At 73.4% G+C, this 15,481-nt stretch carries 12 protein-coding genes; 10 read left to right on the forward strand and 2 right to left on the reverse strand.

Annotation, left to right across the window (positions count from 1 at the left end):
* Positions 1–76: 76 nt before the first annotated feature.
* From RT054_RS15350 to RT054_RS15375, 6 genes are all read left to right on the forward strand, one after another.
* On the forward strand, positions 77–1,453 hold the full coding sequence (locus RT054_RS15350; RefSeq protein WP_312717603.1) for a UTP--glucose-1-phosphate uridylyltransferase: 1,377 nt from the start codon (positions 77–79) through the stop codon (positions 1,451–1,453).
* 10 nt (positions 1,454–1,463) lie between these two features.
* Positions 1,464–2,168 (forward strand): ElyC/SanA/YdcF family protein, encoded by a 705-nt coding sequence (locus tag RT054_RS15355; RefSeq protein WP_312717602.1) that lies wholly within the window; start codon positions 1,464–1,466, stop codon positions 2,166–2,168.
* Positions 2,169–2,247: 79 nt separating this feature from the next.
* Positions 2,248–3,150, forward strand: a complete 903-nt coding sequence (locus RT054_RS15360; protein ID WP_312717601.1) for a PIG-L family deacetylase — start codon at positions 2,248–2,250, stop codon at positions 3,148–3,150.
* Positions 3,147–4,235 (forward strand): hypothetical protein, encoded by a 1,089-nt coding sequence (locus RT054_RS15365; RefSeq protein WP_312717599.1) that lies wholly within the window; start codon positions 3,147–3,149, stop codon positions 4,233–4,235. The genes RT054_RS15360 and RT054_RS15365 overlap by 4 nt, the downstream gene beginning before the upstream one ends.
* The gene (locus tag RT054_RS15370; protein WP_312717598.1) at positions 4,232–5,233 is read left to right on the forward strand and encodes a hypothetical protein; all 1,002 of its coding nucleotides are present in this window, start codon (positions 4,232–4,234) and stop codon (positions 5,231–5,233) included. The genes RT054_RS15365 and RT054_RS15370 overlap by 4 nt, the downstream gene beginning before the upstream one ends.
* A gap of 173 nt (positions 5,234–5,406) precedes the next feature.
* Entirely contained in the window at positions 5,407–6,012 is a 606-nt protein-coding gene (locus RT054_RS15375; RefSeq protein WP_312717597.1) for a class I SAM-dependent methyltransferase, read from the forward strand.
* Positions 6,013–6,133: 121 nt separating this feature from the next.
* Here the strand turns inward: RT054_RS15375 and RT054_RS15380 are convergent, their stop codons facing one another.
* Complete coding sequence (locus tag RT054_RS15380; RefSeq protein ID WP_312717596.1) at positions 6,134–7,180, reverse strand: tartrate dehydrogenase; 1,047 nt, start codon at positions 7,178–7,180, stop codon at positions 6,134–6,136.
* 81 nt (positions 7,181–7,261) lie between these two features.
* Between RT054_RS15380 and RT054_RS15385 the strand changes: the two genes are divergently transcribed.
* Together RT054_RS15385 and RT054_RS15390 are read left to right on the forward strand one after the other, a co-directional pair.
* Complete coding sequence (locus RT054_RS15385) at positions 7,262–7,984, forward strand: hypothetical protein (RefSeq protein WP_312717595.1); 723 nt, start codon at positions 7,262–7,264, stop codon at positions 7,982–7,984.
* Positions 7,985–8,133: 149 nt separating this feature from the next.
* Positions 8,134–9,216, forward strand: a complete 1,083-nt coding sequence (locus RT054_RS15390) for a nitronate monooxygenase (protein ID WP_312717593.1) — start codon at positions 8,134–8,136, stop codon at positions 9,214–9,216.
* Between the two features lie 114 nt (positions 9,217–9,330).
* Here the strand turns inward: RT054_RS15390 and RT054_RS15395 are convergent, their stop codons facing one another.
* Entirely contained in the window at positions 9,331–10,515 is a 1,185-nt protein-coding gene (locus RT054_RS15395) for a hypothetical protein (protein WP_312717591.1), read from the reverse strand.
* A 472-nt stretch (positions 10,516–10,987) separates the two neighbouring features.
* On the opposite strand from RT054_RS15395, the gene RT054_RS15400 reads away from it, so the two are divergent.
* Both RT054_RS15400 and RT054_RS15405 read left to right on the forward strand, forming a co-directional pair.
* On the forward strand, positions 10,988–11,560 hold the full coding sequence (locus RT054_RS15400) for a hypothetical protein (protein ID WP_313025328.1): 573 nt from the start codon (positions 10,988–10,990) through the stop codon (positions 11,558–11,560).
* 189 nt (positions 11,561–11,749) lie between these two features.
* Positions 11,750–14,983: an FAD-linked oxidase C-terminal domain-containing protein gene (locus tag RT054_RS15405; RefSeq protein WP_313025370.1), complete on the forward strand. Its 3,234-nt coding sequence runs from the start codon at positions 11,750–11,752 to the stop codon at positions 14,981–14,983.
* Positions 14,984–15,481: the final 498 nt, after the last annotated feature.

Here is a 15,481-nt window from a genome sequence, read left to right on the forward strand (position 1 = left end):
CGCGGCCGCGGGGTCCTTCGCCCCGGGGCCGCGTCGCCCGGGCGGACCGTGTGCGAGGCGCACTACGATCGAGACCATGAGCGAGCAGGCCCTCAGAGATGCCCAGCAGAAGATGGCCGACGCCGGAGTCCACCGCACGGCGATCGACGTCTTCGGCCACTACTACCGCGAACTCGAAGGTGGGGCCACGGGGCTCATCCGCGAGGACGACATCCGCCCGATGACCGAGCCGCCGATGATCGAGGAACTCGACATCGACGCCGAGCAGGCCCGCGAGGCGTTGGCCAAGACCGTCGTCATCAAGCTCAACGGCGGCCTCGGCACGTCCATGGGCATGGCCAAGGCGAAGTCGCTGCTGCCCGTCCGCGACGGCCGCACGTTCCTCGACCTCATCGTCGAGCAGGTCCTCGCCGCCCGCGCCGAGTACGGGGCCCGGCTGCCCCTGCTGCTCATGAACAGCTTCAACACCCGCGACGACACCCTCGAGGCCCTCGCCCGGTACCCCGATCTCCCCGTCGAGGATCTCCCCCTGGACTTCCTCCAGAGCCAGGAGCCCAAGCTCCGCACCGACGACCTCACCGCCGTCGAGTGGCCCGCCGACCCCCACCTCGAATGGTGCCCGCCCGGCCACGGCGACCTCTACCCCTCGCTGCTCGCGAGCGGCGTGCTCGACGCGCTCATCGAGGCGGGGTTCCGGTATGCGACGGTGAGCAACTCCGACAACCTCGGCGCGGGACCGGACGCGACGTTGGCCGGGTGGTTCGCCGCCTCCGGCGCGCCGTACGCCGCCGAGGTGTGCCGCCGCACGCCGATGGACCGCAAGGGCGGCCACCTGGCGATCCGCACCTCCGACGACCAGCTCATCCTCCGCGAGACCGCCCAGACGGCCCCCGAGGAGATGGATTTCTTCACCGACGAGAACCGGCACCCCTACTTCCACACGAACAACCTGTGGTTCGACCTCGAGCGTCTCGCCGAGGTGCTCCGCGAGCGTGACGGCGTGCTCGGGCTGCCGCTCATCCGCAACGTCAAGACCGTCGACCCCAAGGACGCCGACTCCCCCGAGGTCTTCCAGATCGAGTCCGCGATGGGCGCGGCCGTCCAGGTCTTCGAGGGTGCGACCGCGATCTGTGTGCCCCGCACCCGGTTCCTGCCCGTCAAGACGACCAACGAGCTGCTGCTCCTGCGTTCCGACGCGTACGAGGTCCGGCCCGACGGCCGACTGCGCCTCCTCCCCGAGTCGGCGCCGACGATCGACCTCGACCCCACGTACTACAAGAAGATCGGCGACTTCGAGAAGCGCTTCCCCCAGGGGGCGCCGTCGTTGCGGCAGGCGCGGTCACTGTCGATCGAAGGGGACTGGACGTTCGGTGCCGACGTCGTCGTCGAGGGACAGGGCACCCTCGACGACGCGGGTGAGCCGCGCACCGTCGCCGACGGCACGACGCTCTGATCGCCGGGCGATGACCTCGGGGTGCTCCGACCGCACGGCCGGGGCCCCCGTGCGCATCCGCGCGCTGAGGGGGCGTCGGCGGCTGCTGCGCCTCGGCGTCGCCGGGGTCGCGGGGCTCGCGGTGGCGCTCGGCGCGAGCAACGCGTGGGTCGGCCTCGCCTCCCGCGGTGGCGTCCACCGCCCCGAGGACGTGCCGCACCGGCCCGTGGCGATCGTGCTCGGGGCCGGCGTGTACCCCGACGGACGACCGCAGCCGCTCCTCGCCGCCCGCCTCGACGTCGCCGCGGACCTCCTGCGCCGTGGCCGGGTCGACCGGCTCATCGTCTCCGGCGACGGCCGCCACGACCACCACGACGAACCGGGCGCGATGCGCCGCTACCTCCTGGCCCATGGCGTGCCGGCAGACCGCATCACCGAGGACCCCGAGGGCCGCGACACGTGGGCTTCGTGCGTGCGGGCGGTGCAGGTCTACGGCGTGCGAGAGGCGACGCTCGTGAGCCAGACCTACCACCTGCCGCGCGCCCTCGCCCTCGCCCGGGCGGCGGGGCTCGACGCCGTCGGCGTCGGGGACGAGACCATGGCCTCGGCAGCGCCGACGGTGTGGGCGGAGGGCGTCGCCCGCGAACGTCTCGCCGCCCTCAAGGCGGCCTTCGATGCCCTGACCCGCCGCGACCCGGTCCTCGGCACCCCCCACGCGCAGCCGCGACGGAGCTGACCGGCGTCCGAATATGTGTCCGGCCACATCGCGGCGGGGTGCATGAATGCGGTTCCGGCCTCGTGGGTAGGGGTCCATCGTGACGATACCGGCGACCCCTCCCGGACACGCCCCGCACGTGTGGGCGCACGTCGTCGACGCCGCGCCGCTGCTCACGCCCGAGGAGGTCCTCGGGGGCACGTCCAATGGGTCGTCCTCCGTGTCCGGGGCGCTCACGGCGGCGACCGGGGCTGGCGGCATCGGCAGTCCTCGCCGCCCCGCCGCGGCCGACGCGTCCGCATCCGCCGACGGGGTCACGCTCGTCGTCTCCGCCCACCCCGACGACGAGACGATCGGCGCCGGTCGTCTCCTCGCGCATTGGGCCGGTGCCGGGGTGCGGCTGCGTGCGGTGTGCCTCACCAGGGGAGAGGCCTGCCTGGACCACCTCGCCGACGTCCTGCGCGACGAGGGCGCCCCGGCCGACCTGTCGTCCGGGATGGCGAACCGCCGCGAGGCCGAATGGCACGTCGCGCTCGAGGCCCTCGGGGTCCGCGAGCGCCACCCCCGGCGACTCCCCGACGGTGGGCTCACCGACGACGAGGCGCTCACCGCCCTGCGGCCCGTCGCCGAGGATGTGACGACGGTGCTCGGGCCATGGCCGCGAGACCCGCATCCCGATCACCGCGCGGCCGGTCGCGCCGCGAGCGCCCTCGCCGCGGAGATCGGGGCGCGGTTCCTCTCCTACCCCGTGTGGATGACGTACTGGAGCGACCCCGCCGAGGCCGACCCCGGCCTCAGACGCCTCAGCGCGACCCCCGACGACGAGCGCGCCCGCGAGGCGGCGTTGTCCGCGTTCGCCAGTCAGCTCCACCCCGCGATCCCCGGCATCGGACCGATCGTGCCGCCGGAGATGCTCGCCCACCACGCCACCCCCCTGCTCCACGTCCCACCGGGCCACATCCCGACCCCCGGGGCGCCTGCCACGAAGGATCCCGACCGATGACCCCTGCCGACCTCACCGTCCTCGTCCCCGTCCCCGCCCCGGCCGGCTTCCCCGGCGAGGACCACCGGCACGAGCTCACCACCACGGAACTCCGCGACGCCGTGGCCCATCTCGCCGCCGCCCACGAGTGGAACTCTCTGCACTGGCCCGACCTCCTCCGCGCGCTCGTCGCGCTCGGTCGTACCGACGTGCCGCTCTCCCGTCTCACCGAGGGTCACGTCGACGCCGTCCGCATCCTCGGCGAGGCCGGTGTGGCCCCGGTCGAGGGCGCGACGTACGGCGTGTGGGCCTCGCGCAGCCACGCCACCGGCCTGCGTGCCCGCCGCGTCGGCGCCGGCGGGGACGACGGCGGCGGCGGGGAGGCCGGTGGACACGGCGACGCGTGGGTGCTCGACGGGACGCTCCGATTCGCCTCCGGCGCCGGGGTGCTCGACCGCGCGCTCGTGCCGGTGTGGCTCGACGAGTCGACGAGCGTGCTGCTCGACGTGCCCGTCACCGAGTGGACCCCGGACACCTCGGCGTGGCGCACCGGCGCGATGCGCCTCAGCCACAGCCACACGATCCACGTCGCCGAGCACCGCGTGAGCGCCCGGCAGGTCGGTCCGGACGGCTGGTACCTCGGGCGGGCCGGGTTCTTCCCCGGCGGAGTCGGGGTCGCGGGCGTGTGGGCCGGGCTCGGTGCGCGGCTGATCGACCTCACCGCCGCGGCCCTCGCCTCGGCGCCGCCGTCCCCGGCGCGGGCGCCACGCCTCGGCCGCATGCGCACCGACCTCGCGCTGTCCCTCGCGCTCGTCACCACCGCCGGCCCCCGGCTCGAGACACTCCTCGCCGAGAGCCCGCGCGGTGAGGCCGTTCTCGCGCCGCAGGAGCTCGTCGGCGACCTGCACGACCTGTCGACGGAGGTCCGGGCCGGTGTCGCGGCCGCCGTCCTGCGCATCGCCGAGGAATCCCGTCGGCTCGTCGGGCCCGCGGGTCTCGCCTACGACGAGGACCTCACCGCCGCCCTCCACGACGCCGAGCTCTACCTGAGGCAGCAGAACCCCGACTCCGATGCCGCTCACCTCGGCCGCAGGGCGAGCTCGTGACCGGCGCGCGACGGGACACGCGGTCCCGCCCTCCGGGAGACGCGGAAGGAGACGCGACGAGACCGGCACGGACCGGCGCGCAGGCAGGCCTTCGTCACGCCGCGAACCCGACCGGCGCCGCGACCCGCACGACCGGGACGCCCGGTACGCCCGGCGCCATCTCCGAGGGAACTCCGCGCACGACGACCCGGGAGACCCCGCCCCCCTCTCCCCGACCCCGACCGGACGCCGTCGACGTCGTCGTCGCGATCCCCGCCCACGAGGAGGAGGACCTCATCGCCTCGTGCCTGACGAGCGTGCTGCGGGCCCTCGCTCACGCCCACCGCACGGGGGAGGTCCGCGAGGCACGGGTGCTCGTCTCGGCCCATCGGTGCACCGACGCGACCGCCGCCCGCGCCGAGGCCGCCCTCGCGGACCTGCCCCCGTGGTGCACGAGCAAGGTCGTCGCCGACGACGGACCGACACCCGTCGGGGCGGTCCGCCACCGCCTCCTGGAACGCGCGGACGACCTCGCCGGCACGACGTGGGTCTTCTCCACCGATGCGGATTCGCGGGTGCCCTCCGACTGGATCACGGGGATGCTCGCCGCCGCCCGCCCCGCGGACGGACCGCCGGCCGCCGCCGTCGCGGGGCTCGTCGACGTCGAGCACTGGCACGCCGACCCCGCCGCGCGAGAGGCCTACGCCCGACTCGTCGAGTCCGGGCTGACCCCGACCGGGCACAGCCACGTCTACGCCGCCAACCTCGCGGTGAGACTCGCCGACTACCGTGCGGTGGGCGGCTTTCCGGCACCCGAGCACGGTGAGGAACACGGCCTCGTCGCCGCGCTCCGAGCCTCGGGGCGTCGCGTGGCGACCCCGCACCACCCGTCCGTCGCGACCTCCGGTCGCACACCCGGCCGCGCCGCGCACGGGCTCGGTGAACTCCTCGCCCGGATCGCCGAGGACCCCTGCCTCCCCGACGACACCACACCCCCACCCCTGGACGTCGTCGCCTGACCCCGGAGTGCGATGACGCCATCGATGACGTCATCCCCCCGGGTAGGAGGACTCCCGGGGTGGGGACTCCCGGGGTGGGGACCCTCCGGGGGGGGTGCCCTGGGCGGGGCGGGGGGTGAGGGTGGGTGGGGCTACCGTGGATCACCACCCCGAACGCCTCCGGAAGGACCCCCGTGACCCGCCGTCGCACCCTGTGGGAAGAGCGCCTCGCGCAGAACCCGAATCACTCGGCCTGGTACATCTCCCGCTGGGAGAGCATGGTCGAGGCGGGCGACGACATCGTCGGCGAGGCGCGGATGATCGACGCGATGGTCCCGCGCGGGGCGCGCATCCTCGACGCGGGGTGCGGGCAGGGCCGGGTCGGCGGTCACCTCGCGAGCGTCGGCCACACGGTCGTCGGGGTCGACGTCGACCCCGCGCTCGTCACCGCGGCGCAGGCACAGTTCCCCGACGCGACGTGGCGGCAGGGGGACCTCGCCGAGCTCGACCTCCCCGCCGCAGGCCTCCCCGAGCCGTTCGACGCGATCGTCTGCGCCGGGAACGTCCTCACGTTCGCCGCGCCCGGCACGCAGGTGGAGATCCTCCGCCGCTTCGCCGCCCACCTCGCGCCGCAGGGCCGGGCCGTCGTCGGCTTCGGCGCGGGCCGCGGCTACGACCTCGAGCAGTTCGAGCGGGACGTCACCCGCGCCGGGCTCACCGTCGACCTGCGCCTCGCGAGCTGGGACCTCCGTCCGTTCGAGAACTCCGACTTCCTCGTCGCCGTCCTCCGCGCCGCCTGACCCACCCCGACAGCCGCCCAGGCTGCGCCAGGCACGAGGATCGCAGCCGACGATGTGGTGCGGTGGTCGCCATCACGACCATGACGCCACATCGCTGTCTGCGATCCCGCGCGCGCCGGCCTCAGAGCAGGTCCACCAGGGCGCGGGTGACCTCGGTCGTCGTGGCCGTGCCGCCGAGGTCGGGGGTGCGAGGTCCGTCGAGGAGGAGGCGGCTCATCGCGTCGGTGACCTCGGTGGCGGCGTCGTCGTGGCCGAGGTGGTCGAGCATGAGCGCGGCGGCCCACACCGCTCCGAGCGGGTCGGCGATGCCCTGACCGGCGATGTCGGGGGCTGAGCCGTGGACCGGCTCGAACATCGAGGGGTGGCGGCGCTCGGGGTCGATGTTGCCGCTGGGCGCGATGCCGATGGACCCGGCGACGCCGGCGGCGAGGTCGGAGAGGATGTCGCCGAACAGGTTCGAGGCGACGATGACGTCGTACCGGCGCGGGTCGAGGACGAGCTTGGCGGCGAGCGCGTCGACGTGCTCGGAGTCCCACGTCACCGACGGCCGTTCGGCGCATCGCTCCTCGACGATCTGGTCCCAGAACGGCATCGAGTGGATGAGCCCGTTGCTCTTCGTCGCCGACGTGAGGGTGCGCCCGCGTTCCTCGGCGAGATCGAGGGCGTAGTCGACCACCCGGGAGATGCCGCGGCGCGTGAACACCGCCTCCTGCACGGCGAACTCCTGCGGGGTGCCCGTGAACATCCGACCCCCGACCGTGCTGTATTCACCTTCGGTGTTCTCCCGGACGATGACGAGGTCGGTGCCCGCCGCGTCACGCAGCGGGCCCGGCACACCGTCGAACACCCGGACCGGCCGCAGATTGACGTACTGGTCGAAGGCCCGGCGTACCGGGATGAGCAGCCCCCACAGCGACACGTGGTCGGGAACGCCGGGATACCCCACGGCCCCGAGCAGGATCGCATCGTGCTCGGCGAGCCGATCCAGACCGTCCTCGGGCATCATCGCGCCCTCGCGGGTGTACCGCTCGCACGACCAGTCGAACTCCTCGAACTGAAAACGCAGGTCGTGACGGGCGCCCACGGCCTCGAGCACCTCACAGGCGGCCGGGGTCACCTCGGTCCCGATGCCGTCTCCGGGGATACACGCGATGCGAAAGGTCGTCATCCCTCCATGGTGGTCTCTGAGCGCGCCGCTGCGGGGCGGACGGGACCCCCGTCCACGCCCCGGACGGGTCATGATGTCGCCATGCGCATCCCCGGTCCCAGCACGATCCTCTCCGCCGCCTCGACCCTCCGCGAGGAGGTCACCGACCTCGTCCTCGACATCCCCGCGACCGTCGGGGACGTCCTCGCCCTCATCTCCCGCGCGGGCGACATGCTCGACCGCGTCGAGCGCCTCCTCGTCCGCGCCGAGGGCCTGCTCGACCGCGGTGAGGCCCTGCTCGACCGCGGCGGGGACGCCATCGCCGATGCCGAGGGGATGCTCGTGGCGAGCAACACCCTCCTCCTGCGCGCCGACGTCCTCGTCGCGGGAGCCGAACGCACCGCCGCGGCCGCGGCGGCGACCGTCGTCGACGTGGACCGGACGAACGAGGCCGCCGTGTCGACGGTGGGTGCGGCGGCCGCGACCGTCGTGGGCGTCGAGGACCTGCTCCGCCGCACCGACCGCCTCCTGGCCCCGTGGGAACCGATCGCCGGCAAGGTCGCTCCTCTCGCGGCCGACTTCGCCCACCGTCTCGACGACCACGAGGTGGCGGCCCTCGCGGGCATGGTCGACAAGCTGCCGCAACTCCTGCGCAGCCTCGAGGAGGACGTGCTGCCCATGCTCGGCAAGCTCGACCAGGTCGGCCCCGACGTGCACGAGATCCTCGAGACCGTCCACGAGATGACCTTGGCGATCTCCGGGTTCCCGGGTGCCGGGTTCCTCAAGCGGCGTGGCGAGAAGAAGGAGGACGAGGAGTCCGACTAATCCCTGCCGCGGCCCCGACCACGGCCGCGACCGCTTCCGCCGCTGCCCCCGCCGCGCACGGGTACCTCCCCGGGGCCACCGTCCGCGGCAGCCGACGCGACGCGGGTGAGGAGGACCGCGGCGTCGACCGCTCTGGCAGAGTGGGCGCCATGGCAGCAACGATCGAGATGCCGGCGACCCGACGACCGATCGTCGTGGCCCCCATGGCCGGAGGCCCCTCGACGCCGGATCTCGTGGTCGCCGCGGGCGAGGCGGGGGCGCTCGGCATGCTCGCCGCGGGCTACAAGCGACCGGCGGACCTCATCGCCGAGATCGCCGACGTCCGCGAGCGCTTCACCGGCCCGTTCGGGGTCAACCTCTTCGTCCCCGCCGACGCCTCCTGCGCCCCCGAACGCGTCGACTCGGACTCCGCCGCCACCGGGGTCGCCGATGCCGAGGGCCGCGATCGAGCCGACCGGGTGGCCGTCGAGGCGTTCCGCGACCTGCTCGTTCAGGCCGCCCCCGATGTGCACGTCCCCACGCCCGACTGGCACGACCGGGACCATTACGAGGACAAGCTCGACATCGTCGAGGCCGCGCGCGTCGCGGTCGTCTCCTTCACCTTCGGGTGCCCCCAGCCGCACGTCGTCGAGCGGCTCCACGAGGCGGGGATCTGCGTCCTCGTCACGGTGACGACGGAGGAGGAGGCGCACACCGCGGTGGCTGCGGGCGCCGACGCCCTCGTCGTCCAGGGTTACGAGGCGGGCGGACACCGCGGCACCCACCGCGTCACCGACGCCCCCAACCAGCTGGACCACCTCGCGCTGCTGCCGATGATGACCGATGTCGGCGTGCCGCTCATCGCCGCGGGCGGGATCACGACCGCCGGCGACACCCGTCGTGCGCTCGGCGCGGGCGCCGTCGCTGTGCAGGCGGGTACGACGTTCCTCCTCGCCGACGAGGCCGGCACCACCGCCGCCACCCGCATGGGACTCACCGACCCGCGGTTGGGGTCGTGCGTCACGCGGGCGTTCTCGGGACGTCCGGCGCGCGGGCTGCGCAACGGATTCGTCGACCGGTTCGACGCCCTCGCTCCTGCCGTCTATCCGGCGGTGGATCAGCTCACCAAGCCTCTGCGGGCCCGCGCCGCGCAGCGCGGTGACATCGACGGGGTCTCCATCTGGGCCGGCGCCGGGTGGCGAGCCGCACGCGAGGCCCCCGCCGCCGACATCGTCGACAGCCTCACCCCCTGACCCGCCGGGCCCCGAGGGGCCGGCGGGTCGAGGGCGGCCGTGTCCGCCCCGGGGGCGCGCGAGGTCACCGCGGCCTCCCCGTGCCCGGTGACCGCGTCGGCGGGTCGCCCCGCCTCACCAGAGGCGTCGGTACTCCGCACCGGCCCTGGGGTTCTGGGGTCGCACGTTCCACAGCGAGTTCTTCATGTGCTGATCGGGCACGTTGAAGTAGTTCTCGAGCACGAGCACGTCGCTGTTGGCCCGGAAGAACGCGTGCATCTTGCGCACGTAGAAGGGGTTGTCGCCGTAGCCGTCGTAGGCATGGGTGAGGCCCCATTCGGGGAAGGAGAGACCCTTGCGGCGGGCTCGGGCGAAGTCGGCGACGTCCTGGATGCCGACCGAGTTCCTGGGCCGCAACGCCTGACGCCACTCGCGCTCGGAGCGGGCCTTGAGGACGTCCCAGTCGTAGGTGTCGCAGCCGATGAGGTCGACGACGTCGTCACCCGGGTAGAGGCGGGTGAGGGAGTCGAGACGGGTGCGCTGACCGGGCAGCCGCGTCCCGCAGTTGATGTCGAAGTCGATGACGGCCTGCGGGAACTCCTTCTTGACGACCTTGGCGATGCGGCGGTACGCGGCGCGGTACTGCGGCGCCTGGGCATACGTGGTGCGGAACGACATCCACGACCCGTTGGCCTCCCAGCCGATGCGGACGACGACCTTGCCGCTCTTGTACTTCGTGCGGAGCTGGCGCGCGATGGTGCGGTAGGTCTTGTCGTGCTTGCCCTTCGCCACGTCGCGCAACTGCGCGGGCTTGGCGTTCTTGGGCAGCATCGGCAGGCCGTACACGAGCGTGCCCTTGAAGCCCTGGTAGGTGGACACGTGCCAGTCGGACGTCTCGAGGTCGCGCCAGGTGCGCCACTCCGGGAACGTGGGCGTCGCGTCCGAGGGGCGCCCCCGCCACGTGCCCCACTTGGTGGCGTTGCGGGCGCTCATGTACTCCCCGGTCCATGCCCCGCTGTGCCAGGGCAGTCCCGACTTCGGCGTCCCGAGGTACCGGCGGGCCATCTGACCCGGCCGCCCACGCCAGGGCCCCGTGGTCGCGCCGGGCGCGGCGAGCGCCTCCGACACCGCGCGTGACTCGAAGGACTCGAGCGACTCGAACGATCCCCTCGAGGCCGTCGAGGACACCGCCCCCGTCCCTGCGGCGGAGACGCTCATCCCGGTGGCGGACGCGGCGGACGCCGAGGCGCCGGTGGGAACGAGCAGCGCGGTGGGTGCGGCCAGTGCCACGGCGACGGCGGAGACGACGAGTCGTTTCACGAAGAGGTCCTTTCACGGCAGGTGCGGTGCGGGTACCGGCCGACGCGTCCCCCGCGCCTCCCCCGGCGCCTCACGGATCCCCCTCGGCCGCCCCGCTGCTTCGGCGACGTTATCGCCGCGCGCCGCGGCAGCGTCACGGGGGTTGCGTACGTCCAGGACGAACGTCCAGAACATCCGGTCCAAGATGCTTGTCTCCCACACGATCTCGAGGCGCACTGAGACGTAGATCACATCCGGGAGCACTCAAAGGTCCGCTGGGCGAGACGACCGGGATCCTGATGGTGATCTCCCCGGCACCCTGAGGAGTGGGCGTCCGATCCGGACGCCCGTCGAGTCGCGGACGGCGACGCCACGCGACAAGGATTCACATCGACGGCCGGCACGGGTCGACGCCCATCCGGGAGACGGCAGAGTCGGCACGTCGACGCACCGAGGTGAGGCACCCCGGGTGGGGTCTTCACGAGGGGGAACCATGAGGCTCGGGACACCGCGCACCGGACGCATCCTGCTGACGACCGCAGGTCTCGTCCTGCTCGCGCTGATCGTCGCACCCGGTTCCGCGTCCGCCGACGACCTCCCGCCGCCTCCGGTGACGCCCGGATTCGAGGACGTCGTCATCTCCGAACGTCCTCTCAGCGGCCCCTGCATGCCCGCGCCCACCGACGCCCCCACGACGTCGGGCGGAGCGGCCGCGGCGGGGACGGGCACGACCGAGGGGAGGACCAAGGCCCCGAAGACGCAGGCCGGAACGACGAAGGCCGCGAAGAAGGGCGCGAAGACGAAGGCCACGAAGACGAAGGCCGTCAAGAGCGTCCCGAAGGCGACGGGCGCGGCGGGGACGAAGCACGCGAAGGCGACGACTCCGGCGACGGTGACCGGCAAGAAGGCCACGGCGAAGTCGACCAAGGCGGCCAAGACGGCCAAGGTCACCAAAGCCACCAAGACGGCGACGACGACGGCCGCCGCGGCGAGGACGAAGCCGACGCAGGGGTCGGTGGGCGCGTTCACCGTGGCCCTCACCCGGATCGTCCTGGGCGCGAACTGACGGATCCCCGCCCGAGCGCCCGGGCCCGGCCGGCCACCTGCGCCGGCCGACCGCTCACGTGACGAACCTGCCCGACGGGCTGTCGGTGCGGCGACGTACGGTCTGAGGACCGCGTCGATCGGAGGAATCGTGAGCCCTCTCCCCCTGCTCTCCCGCCTCTCGCCGCCCCGGCGTGAGAGCCCCCAGGGCCTGCCGGGCCTGCGCACCGACGCCGCCACCCGCGCCGCCTACGTCAGCGACGCCTCGATCTACCGCCGGGTGCCCGCGGGCGTCGTCGAACCACGCACCGTGGCAGCCGTCTCCGAGGCCGTGAGGTGGGCTCGCGCGCAGGGACTCTCGATCACCTCGCGCGGAGGAGGGACGTCGGTCGCGGGCAACGCGATCGGTACGGGCCTGGTCATCGACACGAGTCGGCATCTCACCGGCATCGGCGTCGACGCGGCCCACGGCACGGCCACCGTCGAGCCCGGCGTCGTGTGCGACGCGCTCAAGGTCGCCGCCGCCGGGTACGGCCTCACGTACGGCCCGGACCCCTCGACGCACTCCCGCTGCACGATCGGCGGCATGGTCGCGAACAACGCGTGCGGGTCGCATTCCGTCGCGTGGGGCACCTCGGCGGAGAACCTCGTCGCGGTCCGCATGGTGCTCGCCGACGGCCGTGAGGTCGAGGCGACGCGAGGCGGGTGCAGCGACCCTCGCATCGAGGCCGACCTGCGCGCGCTCGTCGCGCAGAACGAGGACCTCATCCGCGCCGAGCTCGGCCGGTTCCCCCGCCAGGTGTCGGGCTACGGTCTGCACTACCTCCTGCCGGAGCACGGCTTCGACGTCGCGAAGGCGCTCGCGGGAACTGAGGGCACGTGCGGGGTGTTCACGCAGCTCACGGTGTCGTTGGTCGCACCACCGGCGGCCACCGTCCTCGTCGTTCTCGGGTATGAGGACGTGTTCCTCGCCGCGGCGGACGCGTCCCGCCTGCGTCTGCCCGGGGTCACGACGATCGAGGGGATGGGCGGCGACCTCATCGCGGCGCTGCGCACTCGCCCCGGTCAGCAGAACGCGGGATCGACCCTTCCGAGGGGTGCCGCGTGGCTGTACTGCGAGGTGGGCGGCGACACCATTGAGGAGGCGCAGGCGCGCGCGCGGGAGCTCGTCGCCACGGCCGACGTGCAGGGCACCGAGAGCGTCCGCGTCGTCGACGACCGCACCGAGAGCCGAACCCTGTGGGGTATCCGCGAGGCCGCCGCCGGCATCGCCACCCGCCGTGCCGACGGCGGCGAGGCGTGGCCCGGCTGGGAGGACTCCGCCGTCCCCGCCGAACACCTCGCCGAGTACCTGCGCGAGCTCTACGCCCTCATGGCGCGCCAGGGTCTCGCGGGCATCCCGTTCGGTCACTTCGGCGAGGGGTGCATCCACGTTCGCATCGACTTCGAGCTCGGCACCCCCGAGGGCATGGCGGGGTACCGCGAGTTCATCGAGGCGGCCGCCGACCTCGTGGCGCGCCACGGCGGGTCGGTCTCCGGGGAGCACGGCGACGGACGGGCGCGCTCCGAACTGCTCTCACGCATGTACTCCCCGCAGATGCTCGCGCTGTTCGCCCGGTTCAAGGCGATCTTCGACCCCGAGAACGTCCTCAACCCCGGCGTGCTCGTCGACCCGGAGCCCATCGACGCCGACGTGCGTCCCGGGCCGGGCATCCGCACCAACCTCGTCATTCCGGTGCATGCGCTCACCCGCGACGGCGGCGACATCGCCTCGGCCGTCAACCGGTGCGTCGGCGTCGGGGCCTGCCGCTCGGACGCCGGCGCGATGTGCCCGAGCTACCAGGCCACCCGCGACGAGGTGGCGACGACGCGTGGCCGGTCCCGGGTCCTCGCGGAGATGCTGCGCGGAGAGTTCCTCGAGGACGGATGGCGCAGCGAGGCCGTCCGCGACGCGCTCGATCTGTGTCTGTCCTGCAAGGCCTGCGCGACGGAGTGCCCGGTCAACGTCGACATGGCGACGTACAAGGCGGAGTTCCTCCACCACCACTACCGAGGTCGGCTGCGCCCGTTCGCGCATTACTCGATGGGGTGGCTGCCGCTCGCCGCCACCGCCGTCACCACGCTCGGTCTGGGCCGCGCCATCAACCGGGTCATGAGCGTGCGGCCGATCGAGGTCGCCGTCATGAGGGCCGCCGGCGTCGAGTCGCGGCGGCGCATGATCTCCTTCGCCGAACACCTCTCGTTCACCTCGTGGTTCGCCGAACGGGCCCGCCGCGTGGCGCCACTCGGCCCCGGGGAGTCGCCCACGTCACCGGACCTCACGAACGGGACCGGTGACGACGAGCACCACGTCGGCAGCGTCCCGCAGCGCACCCCGACCGGAGCGCCCGCCGACGCGTCCGCCATGGCCACTCGGGGGTCGGTCGATCCCACCGCCTCGGTCGACCTCACCAGTCCCGCCGATGCGAGCACGGCCGTCGACGACGACACCCCCGCGGCCACGGAACCGACAGCCGACATGCCCGACGCCGACGACACGGGTCAGGGCCGCGCCGACCCCGCGGTCACGGCCACGGGCGTCGCGGGCGCCGCGCCGATCGTCGACGGACCGTCCCGAAGCACAGCCGCGGCCGGCACGGTGGAGTCGCCGGGCGCGACGAGCGCCGCCGAGACCCTCGTCCTCTGGCCGGACACGTTCACCAACCACCTGTCCCCCCACGTCGGCATCGCCGCGGTCGAGGTCCTCGAGGCCCTCGGGTACGACGTCGTCGTGCCGGAGGGCCGGGTGTGCTGCGGGCTCACCTGGCATTCGACGGGGCAGCTCGACGTCACGAAGGCGGTCCTGCGGCGAACCCTCCGTGTCCTCGAACCCCACCTCGAGGCCGGACACCGCGTCGTCGGGCTCGAGCCGTCGTGCACGGTGATGCTCACCGAGGCCCACGAACTCCTCCCCGACGACCCGCGGGCGCATCGTCTGGCCGAGCTCGTCGTCACGCTCGCGCAGGTCGTGGCACCGCACGCCGAGAGCGACCCGGCGGCGGCGCAGGCCGGGAAGGATGCCGATGCCCAGGTGGCGCACGGGACCGGCCGTACCTCCACCTGGCCGTTCGGCACGCTCGACGCCGCTGCGGTCGCGCAGGTGCACTGCCACCTCAAGGCGAAGGGCAGCTACGAACCCGATCGGGTGGTCCTACGACGGCTCGGGGTCGACGTCGACGAGGTCGGTGGCGGGTGTTGCGGACTCGCCGGCAACTTCGGCTTCGAACCGGGCCACTACGAGGTGTCGACGGCCTGCGGCGAGCGGGAGCTCTTCCCCAAGGTGAACTGCTGCGGCGGTGACGACCTCGTTCTCGCCGACGGCTTCTCCTGCCGCACCCAGATCGAGCAGGGCACCGACCGTTCCGGTCTCCACCTCGCCGAGGTCCTGCGACGCGCCCTGGGCTGAACTCCGCACGGAGTCGGGGGCGGCGATCCCCATCGCCGCCCCCGATCATCCCTGCGCGGTGAGAGCGTGTGCCCTCCGGAGAACTCGTCACGTCGGTCCCCACCGGCGTGACGCCCTGCCGCCGGCGCGTCTCGATCCCCACCTCGACGCCCCGGGCGCCCGCCACGGCACCACGTTCCCCACGATGATGGAGAGGTCCCCACCCCTTCATCGGACGGAGCGGGGGGCCTTCCGGCGTCCCCGCCCGGCGACGCCGGAGGACCGTCCCGAGTCGTCATGATCCACGCCCGGCGGGGTGTGGTGTCACCACCGACGAGAGGCCGCCCATGACGGCGACGTGCCCCGAGGGATCCGCCGCAGACCACGCCGCAGCGGTGGCGAGCTCCGAGAGGGGCCGGATCCCGCGACCCGCCGGAGCTGGCCACGTCGACAGTTTTACGCCCGTCCTGGACGGCTGATCAAGTCCGGGCCACCGGCCTGGAATGCAAGCCGCGGGCC

Origin of the sequence: Mobilicoccus sp., from assembly GCF_032060985.1 — a bacterium.
GTDB lineage: Bacteria > Actinomycetota > Actinomycetes > Actinomycetales > Dermatophilaceae > Mobilicoccus.